Source organism: Psychrobacter sp. 1044 (assembly GCF_904846525.1).
In the GTDB taxonomy this organism is placed as follows: Bacteria; Pseudomonadota; Gammaproteobacteria; order Pseudomonadales; family Moraxellaceae; genus Psychrobacter.
This window is the reverse complement of record NZ_CAJHAZ010000001.1, coordinates 134,156-153,154: the sequence shown is the minus strand read 5'-3', so window position 1 is coordinate 153,154 and position 18,999 is coordinate 134,156. Positions and strand designations below refer to the sequence as shown.

Genomic DNA, 18,999 nt, shown 5'->3' with positions numbered 1-18,999 from the left:
AGGCGTGGGAGTAACTATGGACAATATGCTATATATCATCGCCGGATTGGTACTTATTCTAATAGTAGCCGGTTTACTATTGTACAAAAAGAAAGCGCAAAAGCCCTCAGCGCAGCCGGGAATGAGTACCACTACGCCAGCTCCGATGCCAAAAACGGATCACAAAACTCCTGCCCAAAGCCACAAAGATGATGACAATAAGTTTGATCATATTACGATTGCCCAGCGATTCATGGATCAACAGCGTTATGACAAAGCTATTGAAACCCTCAGTCGCGGCCTAAGCGAAAAACCGAATGATGGCCAATTATCTGTTAAATTACTCAGCATATATGCGACTATTAATCAGCCAGAGAACTTTAACAAAGTTTATGATGCCATCAAGACGCAAAACGACCCAAAAAGTCTTGCGCTAGCTGATGAGTTAAAAGCTTTATTTTCGGAAGAGCAAAATCAAGTCGCAGCAAAAGAGGCACCCGTAGAAGATAATAGCCATTTTGAAAGCATAGATTTTGACTTACCGATTAATCAAATCGATAGTAAGAACGCGCTATCTGATCAGCCAGCAACCTCTGAAGATAACCGTAGTACGCTGATAGACGACAGCATGTCTAATTCGGCAGTAACAAATACATCTTATGAGGCCAGTCTTACTAGCGACAATGTAGAGGATAACTTTGATCTTACGCTGAGTGATTTAGAGAGTAATATTAGCGCATCTGAGGCGACTGATACGACGCCAGTCACGTCATCATTAGAGATGACAGATGATGAAAGCCTGAACACTGCCAATATCGACATAACTGATAATGATGTCGCGGTGTCCGCAGAAGATAATGATCTCAATGATCTTAGTGATTTTGACTTCAGCTTTGATTCATCTGAAGAAACTGATGCGCAGGCAACGGATTCTGTCATTGCAGACCGCTCTGATAGTATTAACGATGAAATGACGCTAGAAGATGACGCGTTCATTTTAGACTTTGATGATCTAGCAACTGATGTCGATAAAGGTGTTGACGAAACTGCTGAAGCATTTTCTATCAACACTGTCCAGAATGACGAAGAAAATGATTTCACGTTGTCTTTAGACAGTCTCGATGCGCCAAACAACATAGAAACATTAACAGAAAGCGAAGCGCCTGTACTTGAAGAAAATAGTGATACTGATAACTTCATTATTGAAGAAGATCGTTTCGAAACTGAGAGCTTTGAAACTGAGAGCTTTGAAAATATTAATCTCGAAGCACAATCGCTTGATAATAATGATTCAGAATATGCTCTTGCTGAAGAATCTAGTGTCACACCGACAGCCCCGTTGCTGTTCGATGATAACTCTTTATTAGACAATGAATTCGATACTCACTCTTCAACAGCACTCAGCCCAGTTGCTCCAATTGAGGATGAGTCTACCCTTACCGCCGGAGATGCTGCTGAAACAGCAGAAGACTTTTCCTCGCGCTTTGCGGCCGACTTTGACTTTGTCAAATCATTAGATAGCACTCAAGTTACGCTAGATTTGGCAGGCCAATATTTACAATTGGGTGAATACGACAGTGCCAAACGCTTATTGAATGAGGTATTAATTCAGGGCACTAGTGAGCAACAGAATCAAGCAAAAGTATTACTAGATCGTACTGCGTAAAAGCCCCATCGTTCTTTTGTCAGCAAGTATTCTATAACACTAAGAATACTTGCTGATTTTTTTTGCATTTAACCTTTATACTATTTATTATTACTGAGCGCTATTAGCTATTAGCTATTAGCATCCAACCTTAAACTCTCTTTTTTATCACATACTTGTTTATTACGGCTCATACTATGCCATTTTCTGCTATGACAAATACATTATCCAATCCTGTCCAACTCATTTATGCTGGCGGTACTTTTGGTAGCTATGGACGACCCTTAGCACCGTTATCAGCAGAAATATTCTTACCGACTTTACAAAAGCTATTGACTGACCAAGATAACGCTAACCACTTGCCTCAAATCTCATGGCTGGATAATGCCTTAATTAAAGACAGTAGCCAACTTACCCCTAACGACTTTGTACATTTTTATCAGCTTTTGCTAGCAGCCTATGCACAAGGCGACAGGCGTTTTGTGCTCATCACTGGTACAGATACTTTGAGTTATTTGGGTGCGTTTTTAGCAGAAGCGTTTGCCGGCAGTGATATTTGTATAGTCGTCACTGGTAGTATGCGCCCATTGTTAGACAGCGAGGTGATACATTCCTATGATATCGATGACCATAGCGACGCATGGGATAACCTCAGCGATTCACTAAAACTGGCTGCTGCTGGTGAGTCGGGTGTGAAGATTGCTTTTGGCGGTGAGTCTTGGCCTGCGCAAACGGTACAAAAAATTCATAGCCATGATTTGATGGCATTTACGGGTCACTCCAGAGCTGCCTATCCTGCCAATAGTTATATCAAAAACTTACCGAATACCCGCCGCCAGCATTGGCTCGATGATCAGCAATCAATGATTGACCATATCGAATCTCGAGCTGAGCAAGCACGCATTCATGCTTTATATTGCTTGCCAAACGACACTGAGGTAATGACTAGCCAGCTACAGGCATTATTATCACAGCCGCCATGTGGCATTATCTTATTGGGATTTGGCGCAGGTAATGTTCCTTATTCACAAGCGCTAGCAGAGGCACTAGAGCTTGCTTATAAAAACGGCCACATGGTGATATGTGCCAGCCAGTCTCCATTTGGCGGTGTCAGTGACAGTTATGCGGCTGGTAGTTGGCAATATGAGTATCATGTGATTGCTGGCGGACGCTTAACAATTCCCGCTATCTATGCACGACTGTTATGGCTACTGCTGCGTTATGACAATCCCACTCGGCGCAGACAACGTTGGTTGAACAATGTCAATCAGGCGGGTACCACTATCAAAAAACGTTAGACTATCGTTAAATATGTTTACTTTATAAGAACCAATACGAAAATGTCCAATACCAACCATGTCCGAGATTAACATGTCCGAGATTAACAGCAGCAACGCTGAAACGCCCCCAACCTATACATTAGCCATTGCAATTGAGTTTTTGGGGACGCGCTATCATGGCTGGCAGCGGCAACGAGAAGTATTAGGCGTACAAGAAGCATTAGAAACCGCTATCGGTAAAGTTGCAAATGAGGCGGTAGAGGTCGTCGCGGCTGGTCGTACCGATGCAAGCGTCCATGCCAGCAATATGATTGCCCACTTTACGACACGTGCCTATCGTCCTACTCATAACTGGCTGCGCGGAGTAAACAGTCTATTGCCTGATGATATCGCCCTGCGCTGGATTCAACCAATGCCTGACGACTTTCATGCGCGTTTTGGTGCCATTGCCCGTCGCTATCGCTACATCACGCTGAATCAAGCACAGCGCCCTGCTATTTTGAATCACCAAGTCACTCACATCTATGAACCGCTCGATTTAGCAGCGATGCAACTGGCGGCGGCTGAGATCGTCGGTACTCACGATTTTAGTAGCTACCGCGCCGCTGCTTGCCAGTCTAATCAGCCGGTACGCTCAGTCAGTCACGCAAGACTCTTTGCCCATGGTCAGTTTATTGTTTTTGATATTCAAGCAGATGGATTTTTGCATCATATGGTTCGTAACTTAATGGGTACCTTGTATGCCATCGGTCGACACGAGTTGCAGCCAGAAGCCTTTTTAGATATTTTAGCCAAAAAAGATCGTACTATCGCACCGCCTACTGCCTCTGGTGATGGTCTATATTTTATCAATGCTTACTATCCTGAGCATTTTCAACAACGACTGCCAAATGCTCCTTTAACCCCCATTTGGCTAAATTTACCTGACTGAATAAATAGAAGTTAGCATACATAACGATTACAGGCTGTCAAGTAAAAACCTAGTGCTGTATTGCTTTAATCCGCTAACTTACGTATAATATGGGCTTATTTTTAATTGATTGATACCAACTATGGCAAAAGACGATATTATTGAATTTGAAGGCGAAGTCATTGACACCCTTCCAAACACCCTGTTTAGAGTTCGTTTAGAAAACGGACACGAAATCATTGCTCACATCTCAGGTAAGATGCGTAAGCATTATATCCGTATCTTGACAGGTGATAAAGTTAAGGTCGAAATGACACCTTATGACCTATCAAAAGGTCGTATTACTTATCGTGGCAAAAACTAATTTCTTATAAACTAAAATGGTTATAAAAGCATTTATATAAATACAGCTGGTTGCTAAATGGCTTCTTTTCGCTGATAGCTGATATAGACGCTTGGGTGGTTTAACTGATAATAATAATGAAAATGCTAACCTGCTCATTATTGCCTATCAATATTTTAGTGATTCAGTCTTAGTTATTTGTTTTTATCATAAAAAATACCGCTAAATTTCAGCGGTATTTTTTTGTCTAAATTTTATGAGTTGACTTACTTTGAAATTTTTAAATCATGATTAATAAGTAGCATGATTGAGAAGTAGTGAGGCATTATTTAAACTCGACAGTCGCACCGTTTTGGATCACCCCTAGCAAAGCAAGTGCATCCCAATTTGTCAGGCGTATACAACCCGCTGATGCTTGACGGCTGATACGGTCAGGATCTGGTGAACCATGAATACCATAAGAAGGCTTACTAAGCCCAATCCATACCGAGCCCACTGGATTATTAGGGCCAGGTGGAAGAATAGACTTGCTACCGTCTTTAGCAGTATAAGTATAATTAGGCTCATGTACCTTCACCTCTACCGTATGTGTCCCTGTTGGTGACGGTGTTGCCGTACTACCTACTGTAGTCGGATAGCTAGCAACTAAGTTGTCTTTATCATCATAGGCATATAGCGTTTCAGTGGCTTTATCAGCAACAACTCGACTGACAGGCTTAGTATTTGGATTGCCAGGATTATAAACTGTGATGGTTTCACCCGCCGTAAAGCTAGCCTTAGGGTTTAACGCTTTGAGATAGCTTTCACTGATATGGAATTTTTCTGCTAGCCCTTCTGTGATGCTCTCGTAATACAATCCCTCAAGTTTGGATTTGGCTTCAGCACCAGCTGGTATTTCTGTCGTCTTAATATTAACATCCCCATCAGTTATCTGATAACTGACTAGCACTGGCTGCACCGTGAGTTTTTCATTCTTTGTCAGCGCTTGCCATGTTTCGTTGTTTAGCGTGTCAGTGACTGCCAAACCATTTGCTTGTTGAAACGCTTGCATGGCCTTGCGGGTGTTTTTTCCCCAATAACCATCAACAGGGCCTACACCATTGTGATGCCAATTTAATAAGGCTTGCAATTTAGTACCGATGACACGGTCGATACTCATCCCCTCTTTCCAAGTGGCATTATTCACCTTTTGCGCAGCAACTGATAAATTGTCTGTCGTATACTTGATAATAGGTAAAAATTTGTTCGAAGCATTTGCGGTTTTGCTATCACGTGCTAGCTTTTGGCTAACGCCATTGGTCACAGGGCTGACCTCTTCAGCAGCATTCGCCTTATTAGCATTGTTTTTGCTAATACTGGCTTCATCGTTATTGGTCGGTATTTGGTTGTCAGAGTTATTGGTCGTTGCTTGATTATTAGCATTTACACTATCCAGTGGTGCTGCAACGCTCTGCCCCATGAAAACTGCCGTAGAAAAACCAATCATCGCTACTGCTGTGCTGATTTTTTTTAATTGATACACCTCATGCTCCTAATTTTTTATAAAAATAATAAGTTTTATTTTGTTGTGTTGTCATCAAGGCTTGTTATTTTGAGTTTTAACGCCTTACTACCCAACTTTACTCAAACACCTTTTCATCAGCTCTCTTCTAACGTGAAAGTCTGTGGTTCTAGTGGTTTGTAAGCTGTTAATAGTGTCATATTACCTTGTGAGCATATAACAGCTTTATGTTAATAAAGCCCTTTTCCTGCGGTGTCTGTGTTAAAACAAGTACTTTTTTACAACTATCTGGTTTAGTGTGTTACCGATGGAAAGTGATTAAAATAAACATAAAAAAAACCCATAATTTGCTGAGCAAATTATGGGTTTAGAACGACGATAAATGATAAAGGTTAGAATTTTTCCCTATCGAAATAAAACAGGGTGAAATTCAATCTATATCACTATAGTGGGACTAGAGTAATTTAGCCAATACTGCTTGACCCATCTCTTGGCACCCCACTTGCTTCAATCTAGCTTCACTACTGTCCAAGATATCCAGCGTACGCAAACCGTCATCAAGGACATCACTCACTGCTTGCTCAATCGCTTGTGCCGCTGCTTCTTGCTTAAAGGTATAACGCAGCATCATCGCAACCGATAAAATAGTCGCCAATGGGTTGGCTTTGTCCTGCCCAGCAATATCAGGCGCTGAACCATGACACGGCTCATACATCCCTTTGCCTGCTTCATCAAGACTGGCTGATGGCAGCATACCGATAGATCCAGTGAGCATAGCAGCTTCATCAGACAAGATATCACCGAACATATTGCCGGTGACCATGACATCAAACTGCTTAGGATTCTTGATCAATTGCATACAAGCATTGTCAGCATACATGTGCGATAACGCCACGTCGCTATAATCTGCTTGCTGCATTTGGGTCATCGTTTGCTTCCACAGCTCGGTGACTTCTAATACGTTTGCCTTGTCCACTGAGCAAACTTTCGCTGCTGTGTCTGCTGCTTGCGCACGGGTTTTTGCCAATTCAAAAGCAACTTTGCCGATACGCTGAATCTCGCTTGTGCTATAGACCATGGTGTTGTAGCCTTGCTGTTCACCATTCTCTAGCGTGCGTATTCCACGTGGCTCACCAAAATAGATACCACCTGTCAGCTCACGAACGATAAGCAAATCCAATCCTGAAATAATCTCAGGTTTGATACTAGACGCATTGACCAACTGCGGGTAAAGCTTTGCCACACGTAGATTAGCGAACAAACCAAGCTCACCACGTATTTTAAGTAAACCACGTTCAGGGCGCTTGCTGCGTTCAATACCATCCCATTTAGGGCCACCGACCGCTCCTAACAACACCGCATCTGCTGCACGGGCACGGTCTAGCGTCTCATCTGGCAAAGGCTCACCTGTTGCGTCAATGGCCACACCGCCAATCAATCCAGATTCAAGTGTCAAATCTAACGCAAATTTCTTATTGACCGCATTCAGTACGTCAATGGCTTGAGTCATGATTTCGGGACCAATACCATCGCCCGCTAATGTTAAAATCGTTGCCATACTAATCCTTGTGGGTAGGTAGTTTTTTATTTATGTTAGGGCGTGTCCTCATTTTAAAAATGGTGATAAAAATTGCCGTCAAACAAGGAAAGTAGCGCAAATAATATCGAGATATTGATAAGCTATTTAACGATGTTTGGCAAAATTTAGCCATTTTTAACTCATTTAGAGGATAATCAATTGAATTGAGGACACGCCCTAATACTACAAATTTACGATATTTTCCTAAAAACGATTTTTAGTGCCTTCAATAGCACAAAAAATCGTGGTCAATTTGCTATTTTTGAAACTCAAATAGGCTTTAAGCTTTGGCTTTTACTTTCGATGATGCAGGCAATGCTTTCACGATACGAGTTTCTACAAACTCTCCTTGATGCTCAGCAGACAGCTCTTTACAAAAGCGGCGCTGTACAGTGTTGCCTTGATACAGATCAACACATAGCGGCTGTGGTGAAGCGGTGTCTAATAAACTGCCAGAATTATCGTTAGACTTTTTCTGATAAGCCCGTAATTGATAAGTATCAGCGTCAATAAAATCGTGAATTAAAGTAAAACGCTCAACATAGCCCAGATTGTTTTCTGGATAGAAATTCACCTGTACTTCGCGTTTTGCAGGTTTTACCCGCGCATAATAATTGGTTAGACCCGGCATGCCTGAGGCAGACAAAGGTACAATTTTAATCTCATTTTTATGAGCGAGTGGTGTCATATCTATGTTTGCATGCATTGAGGTTTGTGCATGCTTATTGTTGGTATGACTTTTGCCCTTTGCAATCATATCTTGCATCGCGACCAACATGGTAGGATTGATAGGCTCATGCGTATCAGCCCCTATCACTCGTGTCTTATCTATCCGTGCAATTTCACAATGATAAGTTCCTATACAGGCAATATTGACTTCACCATCAATCGGTTTAATCTTACCTGCCCATGCTTTGGCGTTTTCTGCCTCATCTATTTTCTGATACCCAGTCAATAGCTGACAGCCTGACAATAATAAGCTTGCGGCAACAACCGTACTTGTCCATAAAACATAACGTTTTTTATTCATAATGGCGGCTACTATTTATGAGAGAAATAATAAAATATCGTAAAAAAACTACCCTTCATTTTAGCCAGTTCACCGCCATAACTCAACGCTACATTATTACTGTTCAGCAGTTTTATGAGTAATGGCTTGCAGATTCATGATTTATGCTCGTACATCATTAAATATCCATGGTGTTTTTTGCATCATCTTATGCTCATAATCTTTAATGGCATCGCTTTGCTGCAAGGTTAAACCAATATCATCAAGCCCGTTTAACAAGCAATGTTTACGAAAAGCATCTACGTCAAATGCATATTCTTCACCTGTTGAGGTGACGACGACTTGGCGTTCAAGATCTGCGGTTAGCTCATAGCCTTCATTAGCAAGCGTATCTTTCATTAATGTATCTACAATTGCCTCGTCCAAGACAATTGGTAGCATGCCATTTTTAAAGCAGTTGTTATAAAAAATATCGGCAAAGCTTGGTGCAATCACCGTACGAAAACCATATTCAGACAACGCCCATGGCGCATGCTCACGACTAGAACCACAACCAAAGTTGCGGCGTGCCAGCAAAATCGTCGCGCCTTGATAACGCGGCTTATTTAGCACAAATTCTGGATTGATAACGCGTGTGCTATTGTCTTGCCCCGGATATCCTTCGTCAAGATAACGCCAATCATCAAACAAATTGACGCCAAATCCTGTGCGTTTAATAGACTTTAAAAACTGTTTTGCGATAATTTGATCGGTATCGACGTTTGCGCGATCAAGTAGGCAGACAATGCCAGTTTGAGTGTTATAAGCTTGCATGAATTTTCCTTAAAATATCGATTACTAACGTAAATTTTTTTGACGGTCTAATGAATCTTAAAAGAGCGTGCCATTTGTTTAACAATACTTGTCATTTTAGTTTTTTCACTTTCAGGATAGTTCAGATGTAATACTGCTTCCTGACCATCCTTAACTTTAATAACATGATAAAAAACTTGACCGTCTTTTCTATAGCCGCTTGCTGTATAGGTTTTATCTTTTAACAGCTCGTAAGTAACTGTCATGCCTGTTTTATATCGATGCTGCTTCTCTTTTAGATAATCGCTATCGGTATAAAAGAAAGCAGTTGGTGTATTACTCCCAAAGACCAAAATAGTGGCATTAGAGTTGGGTAACTTAAAATGACGACCATCACCATTATCTGCCTCAGGCAACCATGCCAATTGATTTGGCACATCGACACAATAGGCAAATCTTCCATTACAGTAATCACGAGCCATCGCTAGCTGAGAGCTACCCAATAAGCAAAATAAAACAAACAGCATTTTCATTTTTATGCTCTATAGAAATGCAAAGTTAAAACGTACGCACATCGACAAAGTGACCCGCCAATGCGGCGGCAGCTGCCATTGCTGGGCTGACCAAATGCGTACGACCACCATTGCCCTGACGACCTTCAAAGTTACGGTTAGACGTTGAAGCGCAATGCTCTTGTGGCTCAAGCTTATCAGCATTCATGGCAAGACACATCGAACAACCCGGCTCACGCCACTCAAAACCCGCCTCAGTAAACAAGGCATCTAAGCCTTCTGCTTCAGCCTGCAATTTCACTTGCCCAGAACCTGCCACAACGATGGCTTCTTTGATATTGTCCGCGACTTTACGACCTTTAATGACTGCGGCGGCATCACGCAAATCTTCGATACGCGAATTGGTACATGAACCAATAAAAATGCGATCAAGCTGGATATCGGTAATCTTTTGCCCAGCGTCTAAACCCATATAGGTATAAGCGCGTAACCAGCCTTCTTCTTGCGCTTCATCTACCGCTTGATCAGGTGTTGGTACAGATTGAGTGATATCGACAACCATTTCAGGAGAGGTTCCCCAAGAGACTTGTGGCGCTATTTGGCTACCATCCAACTCAACCACGGTATCAAATACCGCGTCATCATCTGAATATAAGGTACGCCAGTAAGCTTCCGCTTGCGCCCATTGCTCAGAGGTTGGCGCATAAGGACGACCTTTGACGTACTCGATGGTTGTGTCATCGACTGCAACCATACCCACGCGAGCACCCGCTTCGATCGCCATGTTACAAACGGTCATACGACCTTCCATACTCATCTCTTCAAATACTTGCCCAGCAAATTCGATAGCATGCCCTGTCCCGCCAGCCGTGCCAATCTTTGCAATGATAGCAAGTACCACGTCTTTTGAGGTCACGCCAGCACCAAGCTTACCAGTGACACGAATTTGCATATTTTTTGATTTCTTTTGAATCAAGCACTGCGTTGCCAATACATGCTCAACCTCTGATGTGCCGATACCGTGCGCTAAGCAGCCCAGCGCGCCATGAGTAGCGGTATGAGAATCACCACAAACAACCGTCATACCCGGTAACACCAAACCTTGCTCAGGGCCAACGACGTGTAAAATGCCTTGACGAGCATCATTAATCGTAAACTCAGCGATATCGAATTTGGCGCAATTTTCATCCAATGTCACTACCTGCAAGCGTGATACCTTGTCCTTGATACCAAGCACGCCTTCTAAACGCTCTTTAGTGACTGTGGGTACGTTATGGTCAGGACTGGCGATGTTAGCCGACAGGCGCCACGGTGCTCTATTGGCTAACTCCAAACCTTCAAATGCTTGCGGACTGGTCACTTCATGCAACAGATGGCGGTCGATATAAATCAGGCTCGAACCATCGTCACGCTTGGTGACTTCGTGAGCATTCCAAAGTTTGTCATATAACGTTTGACCGGCCATGTTGCTATCCTTTATTGGTTGCTAATTACTGGTTTTTTTACTTGCTTATAGTCATTCCACTATAAAAGTATTACTGCGTTAACCTCGCTTGAAGTATTAAATATACATCTACACTCGGTTACCTTGTACTACTTTTAAATTTACTCAACTATAGTCTATGGTAAAAATTTTCTTTAAATTTTATACGCAGCGGCATCGTCAGCAGCGCTTAAAACGTGCGATGAGCTGCAAATAGTCAATTTAATAGAATAAATATGTCACAATACGTCTTGATGTCTTGTGATTATAGCAGGCTAATCCTATAATAATAATTGATGATTTTTGCCCAGACGCAAACTTTTATTTCTAATACATTGTGATTGGGTCAGCCAACTTTTATTTATAGCTCGCAAAGTAGCTAAGGACATCCGTTTGAACACCACAAACTTGACGACATTCGTTACCGTTATGCACACTGGCAGCATCTCAGGTGCCGCAGAAAAACTGTTTATCACACAGCCTGCCGTCAGTAAACGCATCAAAAATTTGGAAGATGAATTCAACATTACTTTGTTTGATACGGTGGGACGCGGCATTGTACCAACCCAAGCAGCCAATGAAATGCTGCCGCATGCCAAGCGGTGGCTAGAAGATTATGAGAATTTTAAGATTAATCTGCAACACTCTCAGCATATCGTATCTGGTAAATTAGTGATCGGCACCAGTCATCATATTGGCTTGCACCATTTAGCACCTGTACTTAAGCATTTTATCCAAGCTTATCCTGCCGTACAACTAGAAGTACATTTCGTCGATTCAGAAAAAGCGCACAAAGCCGTACTCGATGGCGATTTATCATTAGCATTTTTAACATTGCCGCCCGTTTATGATAAGCGCTTGACCTATCATACGCTATGGTCAGACCCTCTTTACTTTATGACAGGTACGCTATCGCCTTTAGCGACCAAATCTAATGTGACACTAGAGCAATTGGCACGCTATCCTGCTATTTTACCGTCTGCCAACACCTTTACCAGTCAAATTACCTTGGCTGAATTCGCCAAGCACAATCTGAAACCTTATGCCACGATGAGCACCAATCCTCTTGAGTCTATTCGCATGCTGGTTTCTGTTGGTCTGGGATGGTCTGTATTACCGCAAACCATGATCAGTCAGGATTTAGAACGTATCGATATGGCAGACAATATAGAGTTACAGCGCTATTTGGGTGTGGTTATCAATCCGAAATTGACGCAATCTAGCAGCGTTACAGCTTTGTTAGACTTGTTAGCGCCTATTGAATAAGACTCTCGCTAAATGAGGATTAGAGCGTGCTATGGAATCTAAAAAGCACGCTATTCGCATTTATGACCCTCATGCGTTATAATACGCTTGACGTTGTTTTTATAACAAAAATTTACTATAAGAACACTGATAGTCATATATTGAACACTTCGAGTAATATATGATGGTTAACAGTAGGTTTAATGGTTTTAAATGATTGGTTATATAGGTGGCCGATACTGATAAATGAGTCGCAAATGCGAGCAATCGATATGATGTACTATGGCATTTTTATTGATCTCTAAGCACTGCGAATTCGTATTAGCCCTAGAACAGCATCAATCATATAAAACTAACAGCAGATATTGAATAAAAGCCATTATGTCCTACTTAATGGCTTTTTTCGTCTTTAGATATTGTTTGGGACATCGTCTTATAACACTTAATCTTTATAGTTAAAATAATTACCGCCAACCATGTTGGTTAAGGACAATTTATATGAACGGAGTTTCTAGTGGCGTGCTGGTATCACTTGGCGCCTATTTTTTAGTGATGATTGGTATTGGCATTTACGCTTACTTTAAGCAAGCCAATGATACTGAAGGCTATATGTTAGGAGGACGCAGTTTAGGTCCAGCAGTCACTGCACTATCGGCAGGTGCATCAGATATGTCAGGTTGGTTACTACTTGGCTTGCCCGGCTATATGTATGCTGACGGTGTCGTGAGTATATGGATCGCACTTGGTTTGACACTTGGTGCATTTTTAAACTACCTTATCGTGGCACCGCGTCTTCGCGTTTATACCGAAGTGGCTGACAATGCCATCACTCTACCCGATTATTTCGCCAACCGCTTCGAAGATAAGTCGCACATGCTACGTGTTATCTCAGCCGTGGTTATCATTTTATTCTTCACGGTTTATACTGCTGCAAGCCTAGTAGGCGGTGGTAAACTCTTCGAAAGCTCACTGAATCTTTCTTATAGCACTGGTCTATGGGTCACCGCTGGCGTTGTTGTCGCTTATACGTTATTCGGTGGTTTCTTAGCTGTTTCAATGACTGACTTTGTACAGGGTATCATCATGCTATTTGCGATGGTCATTGTTCCTGTCGTCGCTTTCACTGATCTGGGTGGTATTTCAGCCACCACTCAAGCGGTTAGAAATATCGATCCAAGCTTGCTTAACATTACTAATGGTATGAGTATCCTTGGCATTGTGTCATTGATGGCATGGGGTTTGGGTTATTTTGGTCAGCCACACATCATTGTACGTTTTATGGCCATTCGCTCAGTCAAAGATGTCCCTACTGCCCGTAACATCGGTATGAGCTGGATGATTGTCAGCCTTATTGGAGCACTGATGACAGGTTTTGCTGGTCGTGCGTATGTTCAAAAGACAGCGATGACTTTAGATGATCCTGAGACCATATTTTTAGTATTTACGCAGTTTTTATTCCATCCATTGGTTTCAGGCTTCTTATTAGCTGCAATTTTAGCTGCGATTATGAGTACCATCTCATCACAGCTATTGGTGGTATCAAGCTCATTGACTAAAGATGTCTATAAGTTGTTTTTTGATCAAGATGCACCTGAGGCACGTCAAGTATTGGTCGGCCGCATTTCCGTAATCATTGTCGCCGTTGTTGCCATTTTACTGGCGTCTAATCCAGAAAGCTCAGTATTGAATTTGGTTTCTAATGCTTGGGCAGGGTTTGGTGCCGCATTTGGACCGTTGGTTATTTTCAGCCTAATCTGGCGCGGTATGAACCGTAACGGTGCAGTTGCTGGTATGGTCGTTGGTGCATTGACGGTTATTCTATGGATTTATGGTCCTTTCCAGATGAACGGCATGGCACTCAATAGCTGGTTATATGCTATCGTTCCGGGCTTTATCTTAAGTACAATCGCCATTTTTGCGGTAAGTATCATGACAGGCGGTCCAAAAGCCTCTGTTACTGCGAAATTTAAAGAAATGGAACTCAATTTAAATAAATAAGCTTATCGATATAATTATTACTATAAAAAAACCTCGCCATCTATTGGTGAGGTTTTTTATTGATGACTATTAAATACAATACCTAGGACATTAGTACATAAGTAAGCTATGGTTATTTCTATTAGAGATCTCATACTTAGCTAATAGCGCTATAACATTTCATAATTCAGGTGTTAACTTTTCACTCAATCATCACGCTTGTAGCCACTTATGCTATGTCATTAATCATCTAACTTGTTAGTGTAAGATATGCTACTGAATAAATTTATAATGCGCCTCAAATATCAAAGATAAGTGAATAATCAGAACTACCTCAGCGAGGCTAAAGAGTTAGAGGTATGGCGGTTATGATATCCATTAGCGCTGGCACAATACCGAGCACCATAGGGTCATCGATATATAAGATCATTTATAAGATGACACACTATTAGCGCTGAGAGGTCAATGAGTCTTGGACTTAAGTGCGTTTCAAGAAGCATATATTTCAGCTGAAATATACTTATGATCGTAATAACTCAATGATGTTGTGGCTTATGTTTGAGGCAAATATCGTTTAATTGCGGGCAAGAAACCAATCACTGCCGTCTTAGAAATCGTCTAAAAAAAGCTGTCAAATAAATTTATTATTTTGCTAAAAACTTTTATGCACACTTTAAAGTCGTTGATTTAATGTTCTTTTATATCAATTTCTATTTCGAACACCGATAAAAAAAGCGACCCATCACGGATCGCTTTTTTTATGTATTAGTACTGCTAAATATGCGTATTATTTAGTATCTTGGTAAGACAATTTCACACCGAAGATATATCCATCATTGTCTTGAAAGTCACCAACAATTTTGTCACTTGGCAATACACCTTGGGCATCGCCGAACCATAAGTATTTACCACCCGCTGATACTGCCCAGTTTTCTGTCACGTTATACTTTGCACCCAAACCAGCGCTGTAATAGCCTTCGATAGGACCTAACGAGGTGACAGGGTTACCAGCACCACTATCCCAACCAACGGTACCACTAATTGCAAGTGCTGGCGCAACACGCTTGGCTAGACCAAGCTCTACTTGCCATTGATCCTCTTCGTACTCAACCAAGTTCAAACCATCAGGTCCATAAGATCTTTTACTAACCTCATTATATAGTGGCGGCGTAATCTTAAAGTCACCCCAAGGTACCCAGCGCACTTTTGCAGTTGCTAACGTCGTTGGGTTAATACCGGTTTGAAAATCAAAGTTTACGGATTTAGGAGTAGTAATTTCCATATTACTGGTGCGATTGGCTGCAGCTGGATCACCAGCTATAACGCCAGCTAAAGGATAGGTTTCAGCCACTTTCATGTTGTGATCAATTTCAGAGCGATAGGTCAGTGCTGCTTTTAAGGCAATTTCAGGTTTGCTATAAGCAATACCGGCTATATAACCATAGTCCATATCAGGGCTGTTACGTGAGGTATAGCCAGTAGCAGGACCATAAGCCAAACCTCGTAGTTTCACTTCAGACTCAATACGCTGAGCGACTGGACCACCGTATACTTGAAACTCTTTATTGGCACCAAATTTTGCGCCAAGAATGGCTGTCAGACTATTACTACGTACTTCAACGTTAGTGCCTTCTCCTGCATTAGCTGCTTCTGCTTGTGCTATCGCATTTGCTGTACCGAGACCAGTGGCCTGATTCACAAAACCTTGCGCTGCTGCTGCTTGAGCTTGAGCTTGTTGTGCAAGACCTTGTGCGACTTGAGGGTCTGTAGCTGTTGCAGCTAATTGTCCAAGTCGTTGCGCTTCCGCACCTGCTGCTTGAGCCTGCTGTGTCAAACCTTGAATTGCAGGGCCAAGAGTGTTGGCGTCAAACTGGCCACCCGTTAACTGAGTTATTGAAGCATTAATATCGCCTTTCGACACAAAATTGTTATCACCAGTATATTTCGCTGCTGCGCCAAAGGGCTCATCATATAAGATACCAACACTAAAGGTTTCATTGATATCTGTTTTTACACCATAACGAAAGAAATCATAATATTCAGCGATATCGCCAGTCTTATCACCTCTAACATAGGTGTTATTAGTAGGAACGTTATTGGCGCTATCATAACCACTAACATCAGCATCGATATAGGTGTAAACAGCTTCAGCATAGGTGCCATCTTGGAGGAAGGCTGTGACATCCTGACCTGAACGGTCAAGACCAGCAGCATTGGTTACGCTAGCTACAGAAAAAGCGGCAATCGCTACTGCAAGGGTTTTTAAATGAAAAGTGTTGCGCATTGTGTATCTCCAAACGTCCTTGTTGTTTTACTACTTAAATAATCAATATGTAGCATTGCTGCGCATAACTTTATGATTATAAAAGTCGTGTCCTGAGATGAATACTAATGCCTTTTTGACACTAAAACAACAATTAAAGTGCTTTATTTCTCGAATATGACTGGACAGTACAAATAAGATACACGTACAAAACTAATATCTAGTTTTTCATTCTGATATTTTTTAAATTGCTATCAGCATTTTTTAGAGATAGCAGGCAGATCCTTATCTGTTATAACTTAATAATTCTAAAATACTCTAATCCTTTATTAAACTTAAATACACTGGCATAAAAAAGCGACCCAATCAGGATCGCTTTTTATTATCTAGACTATGGATTTATAACTTAGCAAATGACACATCACATTAGTTTGCTTGGTAAGAAAGCTTCACGCCAAGTGCAAAACCATCGTTGTCTTCAAAGTTACTAACCACGGCTTTAGTCGGAATTTGGCCTTTAGCATCACCGAACCATAGATATTTACCACCAGCTGATACTGCCCAGTTTTCAGTCACATTGTACTTGGCACCCAAACCAGCACTGTAGTAGCCTTCGATAGGACCTAGCGAGGTTACAGGGTTACCAGCACCACTATCCCAACCGACAGTACCTGTCACTGCTAATGCTGGCGTCATGCGCTTAGCGAGACCCAGCTCAACTTGCCATTGATCTTCATCGTAACTAACTAATGCCAAGCCTTCATCATCTTTTGTCGATACTTTACTGACATCATTGTATAGTGACGGTACGATAGCAAAATCACTCCATGGCACCCAACGGACTTTAGCAGTAGCTAGCATGGTAGGATTGATACCTGTCTGGAAATCAAAGTTGACTGATTCTGGCGTGTTGATTTCAATATCAGAATGTCTGGTAGTCGGCAACGCTAGACCAGCGGTAGCACCTGCAGCCGTAGCAATTGGAAAAGTCTCAAAAGCTTTTGCATTATGCTTGATTTCAGAGCGATACGTCAAAGCAGCTTTAAGTGCAATTTCAGGCTTGCTATAAGCCATACCAGCGATCCAGCCATAGTCTTGGTCATTACTGATGTGAGTGGTATAACCCTTGGCTGAACTGTATGCATCACCGCGCAATTTTACATCTGCCTTTACGCGCTGAGCCACTGGACCACCATAAGCTTGAAACTCTTTGTTAGCACCAAATTTAGCACCAAGAATACCAGTAATACTCTCAGTACGTACTTCTACTTGCGTCGCTTCACCCGCCACTGCTGCAAGACCTTTAGCGGCTTCAAGACCAATAAGCTGACCTTGAGCGGCTTGTAACTGCTCAGCAGTTAGACCACCTGGATTACCTGGAGCAAGCGCCCCTTGCAATTGTGGTATTAATACGTTATCGACATAAGCTTCGGTAATATTAGGTTTTTTTGTAAAGTCTTGAATGATAGCGTCACGATCACTTTCGGTAACGAAATCGTTTTGACCGTTATAATCCGCAGCGGCACCAAAAGGCTCATCATATAAAATACCGATGCTAAACGTGTCGTTAATATCTGCTTTTACACCATAACGAAAAAAATCATAAGACTCTGCGATATCATTGAGCTTATTGCCTGACAAGTCTTTACCACTCACATCGGCATCGATATAAGTATAAACAGATTCGGCGTAGGTGCCATCTTGTAAGAATGCAGTGATATCTTGACCTGAACGATCAAGACCAGCAGCACTAGCAACGCTAGCAATAGAAAGAGCAGCAACAGCTACTGTGAGAGTTTTCAAATGAAAATTTGCGCGCATTATGTATCTCCAAACGTCCGCATTGTTTTACTACTTTACTTAATTTTAATAAGCAAGCAGCATCCGAGGTGGAGGATAGTAATGATTTTCGAACATTAAAACAACTGCAAAAACACATTATTTCCTGATTATGACTGAACAGTATCTGTATCTCACAATGCGGATATAATAGTTATAAATTTTCAACCATTTAGTTTTTGCAGATATTAATTTTGCAGATATTAATTTTGCAGATATTAATAATGAGGGGGTCTTTCCGCCATGACATCAAAAGGTGCAATGCCGCCTTCAGGATCCTGACTTTCCACTTGTTTATAAATTAGCTGCAACTGTCGTTGTAATGTCTGAATATCTTTATCTTGCCGCGCAATCACCTCATCGAGTCGCTCTACTGTCATTTCTAGATGCGCCATACTCATCTGTAAATCAATGACTTGTTGAGTTTGTAGGTCAGTGTGCACAGCTAAAGCCTCGTTCTGAGCCTTATCTTGAGGATTAAATTGATTCATATTTTTCTCTGAATTATCATAAACATAAGACTGGTAGGATTCATTAATAAAATGGCTCGATGACCGATACAAAGTAGCAATTAGACGATGATGATCCTCATAAAATAGCAACCTTGAACAAAAGTCATAAATAGTGCGGATAAAATCATTT

Annotated in this window: 15 protein-coding genes; 6 read left to right on the top strand and 9 right to left on the bottom strand. The window is 41.7% G+C overall.

The window, feature by feature from the left end; all coding sequences use genetic code 11:
* The first annotated feature begins 16 nt into the window (after positions 1-16).
* The 4 genes from JMX82_RS00625 (at position 17) to infA (ending at position 4,178) form a co-directional block, all read left to right on the top strand.
* Positions 17-1,645, top strand: coding sequence for a FimV/HubP family polar landmark protein (locus JMX82_RS00625; protein ID WP_201538934.1), 1,629 nt, complete (start codon positions 17-19; stop codon positions 1,643-1,645).
* A 191-nt stretch (positions 1,646-1,836) separates the two neighbouring features.
* A complete protein-coding gene (locus JMX82_RS00620) occupies positions 1,837-2,922 on the top strand; it encodes an asparaginase (RefSeq protein WP_201539046.1) in 1,086 nt (361 codons plus the stop codon).
* Positions 2,923-2,995: 73 nt separating this feature from the next.
* Positions 2,996-3,835, top strand: a complete 840-nt coding sequence (gene truA, locus JMX82_RS00615) for a tRNA pseudouridine(38-40) synthase TruA (RefSeq protein ID WP_201538933.1) — start codon at positions 2,996-2,998, stop codon at positions 3,833-3,835.
* Positions 3,836-3,956: 121 nt separating this feature from the next.
* Positions 3,957-4,178: a translation initiation factor IF-1 gene (gene infA / locus JMX82_RS00610; protein WP_045446828.1), complete on the top strand. Its 222-nt coding sequence runs from the start codon at positions 3,957-3,959 to the stop codon at positions 4,176-4,178.
* Positions 4,179-4,482: 304 nt separating this feature from the next.
* Here infA and JMX82_RS00605 read toward each other — a convergent pair whose 3' ends face one another.
* The 6 genes from JMX82_RS00605 to leuC form a co-directional block, all read right to left on the bottom strand.
* Positions 4,483-5,679 carry a L,D-transpeptidase family protein gene (locus tag JMX82_RS00605; protein WP_201538932.1) on the bottom strand — a complete coding sequence of 399 codons (1,197 nt, stop codon included), beginning with the start codon at positions 5,677-5,679 and terminating at the stop codon, positions 4,483-4,485.
* Between the two features lie 433 nt (positions 5,680-6,112).
* The gene (leuB, locus tag JMX82_RS00600) at positions 6,113-7,216 is read right to left on the bottom strand and encodes a 3-isopropylmalate dehydrogenase (protein WP_201538931.1); all 1,104 of its coding nucleotides are present in this window, start codon (positions 7,214-7,216) and stop codon (positions 6,113-6,115) included.
* Between the two features lie 301 nt (positions 7,217-7,517).
* Complete coding sequence (locus JMX82_RS00595) at positions 7,518-8,267, bottom strand: hypothetical protein (RefSeq protein WP_201538930.1); 750 nt, start codon at positions 8,265-8,267, stop codon at positions 7,518-7,520.
* Between the two features lie 141 nt (positions 8,268-8,408).
* Positions 8,409-9,059 (bottom strand): 3-isopropylmalate dehydratase small subunit, encoded by a 651-nt coding sequence (gene leuD, locus JMX82_RS00590; protein WP_201538929.1) that lies wholly within the window; start codon positions 9,057-9,059, stop codon positions 8,409-8,411.
* Between the two features lie 47 nt (positions 9,060-9,106).
* Complete coding sequence (locus JMX82_RS00585) at positions 9,107-9,571, bottom strand: hypothetical protein (RefSeq protein ID WP_201538928.1); 465 nt, start codon at positions 9,569-9,571, stop codon at positions 9,107-9,109.
* A gap of 25 nt (positions 9,572-9,596) precedes the next feature.
* Complete coding sequence (gene leuC / locus JMX82_RS00580; RefSeq protein ID WP_201538927.1) at positions 9,597-11,015, bottom strand: 3-isopropylmalate dehydratase large subunit; 1,419 nt, start codon at positions 11,013-11,015, stop codon at positions 9,597-9,599.
* A gap of 411 nt (positions 11,016-11,426) precedes the next feature.
* On the opposite strand from leuC, the gene JMX82_RS00575 reads away from it, so the two are divergent.
* Complete coding sequence (locus JMX82_RS00575) at positions 11,427-12,299, top strand: LysR family transcriptional regulator (protein ID WP_045446822.1); 873 nt, start codon at positions 11,427-11,429, stop codon at positions 12,297-12,299.
* Between the two features lie 477 nt (positions 12,300-12,776).
* Positions 12,777-14,276 carry a sodium/proline symporter PutP gene (putP, locus tag JMX82_RS00570; RefSeq protein ID WP_045446819.1) on the top strand — a complete coding sequence of 500 codons (1,500 nt, stop codon included), beginning with the start codon at positions 12,777-12,779 and terminating at the stop codon, positions 14,274-14,276.
* A 766-nt stretch (positions 14,277-15,042) separates the two neighbouring features.
* Here putP and JMX82_RS00565 read toward each other — a convergent pair.
* The 3 genes from JMX82_RS00565 to JMX82_RS00555 form a co-directional block, all read right to left on the bottom strand.
* Positions 15,043-16,539, bottom strand: a complete 1,497-nt coding sequence (locus JMX82_RS00565; RefSeq protein WP_201538926.1) for a hypothetical protein — start codon at positions 16,537-16,539, stop codon at positions 15,043-15,045.
* A gap of 405 nt (positions 16,540-16,944) precedes the next feature.
* The gene (locus tag JMX82_RS00560) at positions 16,945-18,339 is read right to left on the bottom strand and encodes an outer membrane protein transport protein (RefSeq protein WP_201538925.1); all 1,395 of its coding nucleotides are present in this window, start codon (positions 18,337-18,339) and stop codon (positions 16,945-16,947) included.
* 236 nt (positions 18,340-18,575) lie between these two features.
* Complete coding sequence (locus JMX82_RS00555) at positions 18,576-18,800, bottom strand: SlyX family protein (protein ID WP_227676237.1); 225 nt, start codon at positions 18,798-18,800, stop codon at positions 18,576-18,578.
* Between the last annotated feature and the right edge of the window lie 199 nt (positions 18,801-18,999).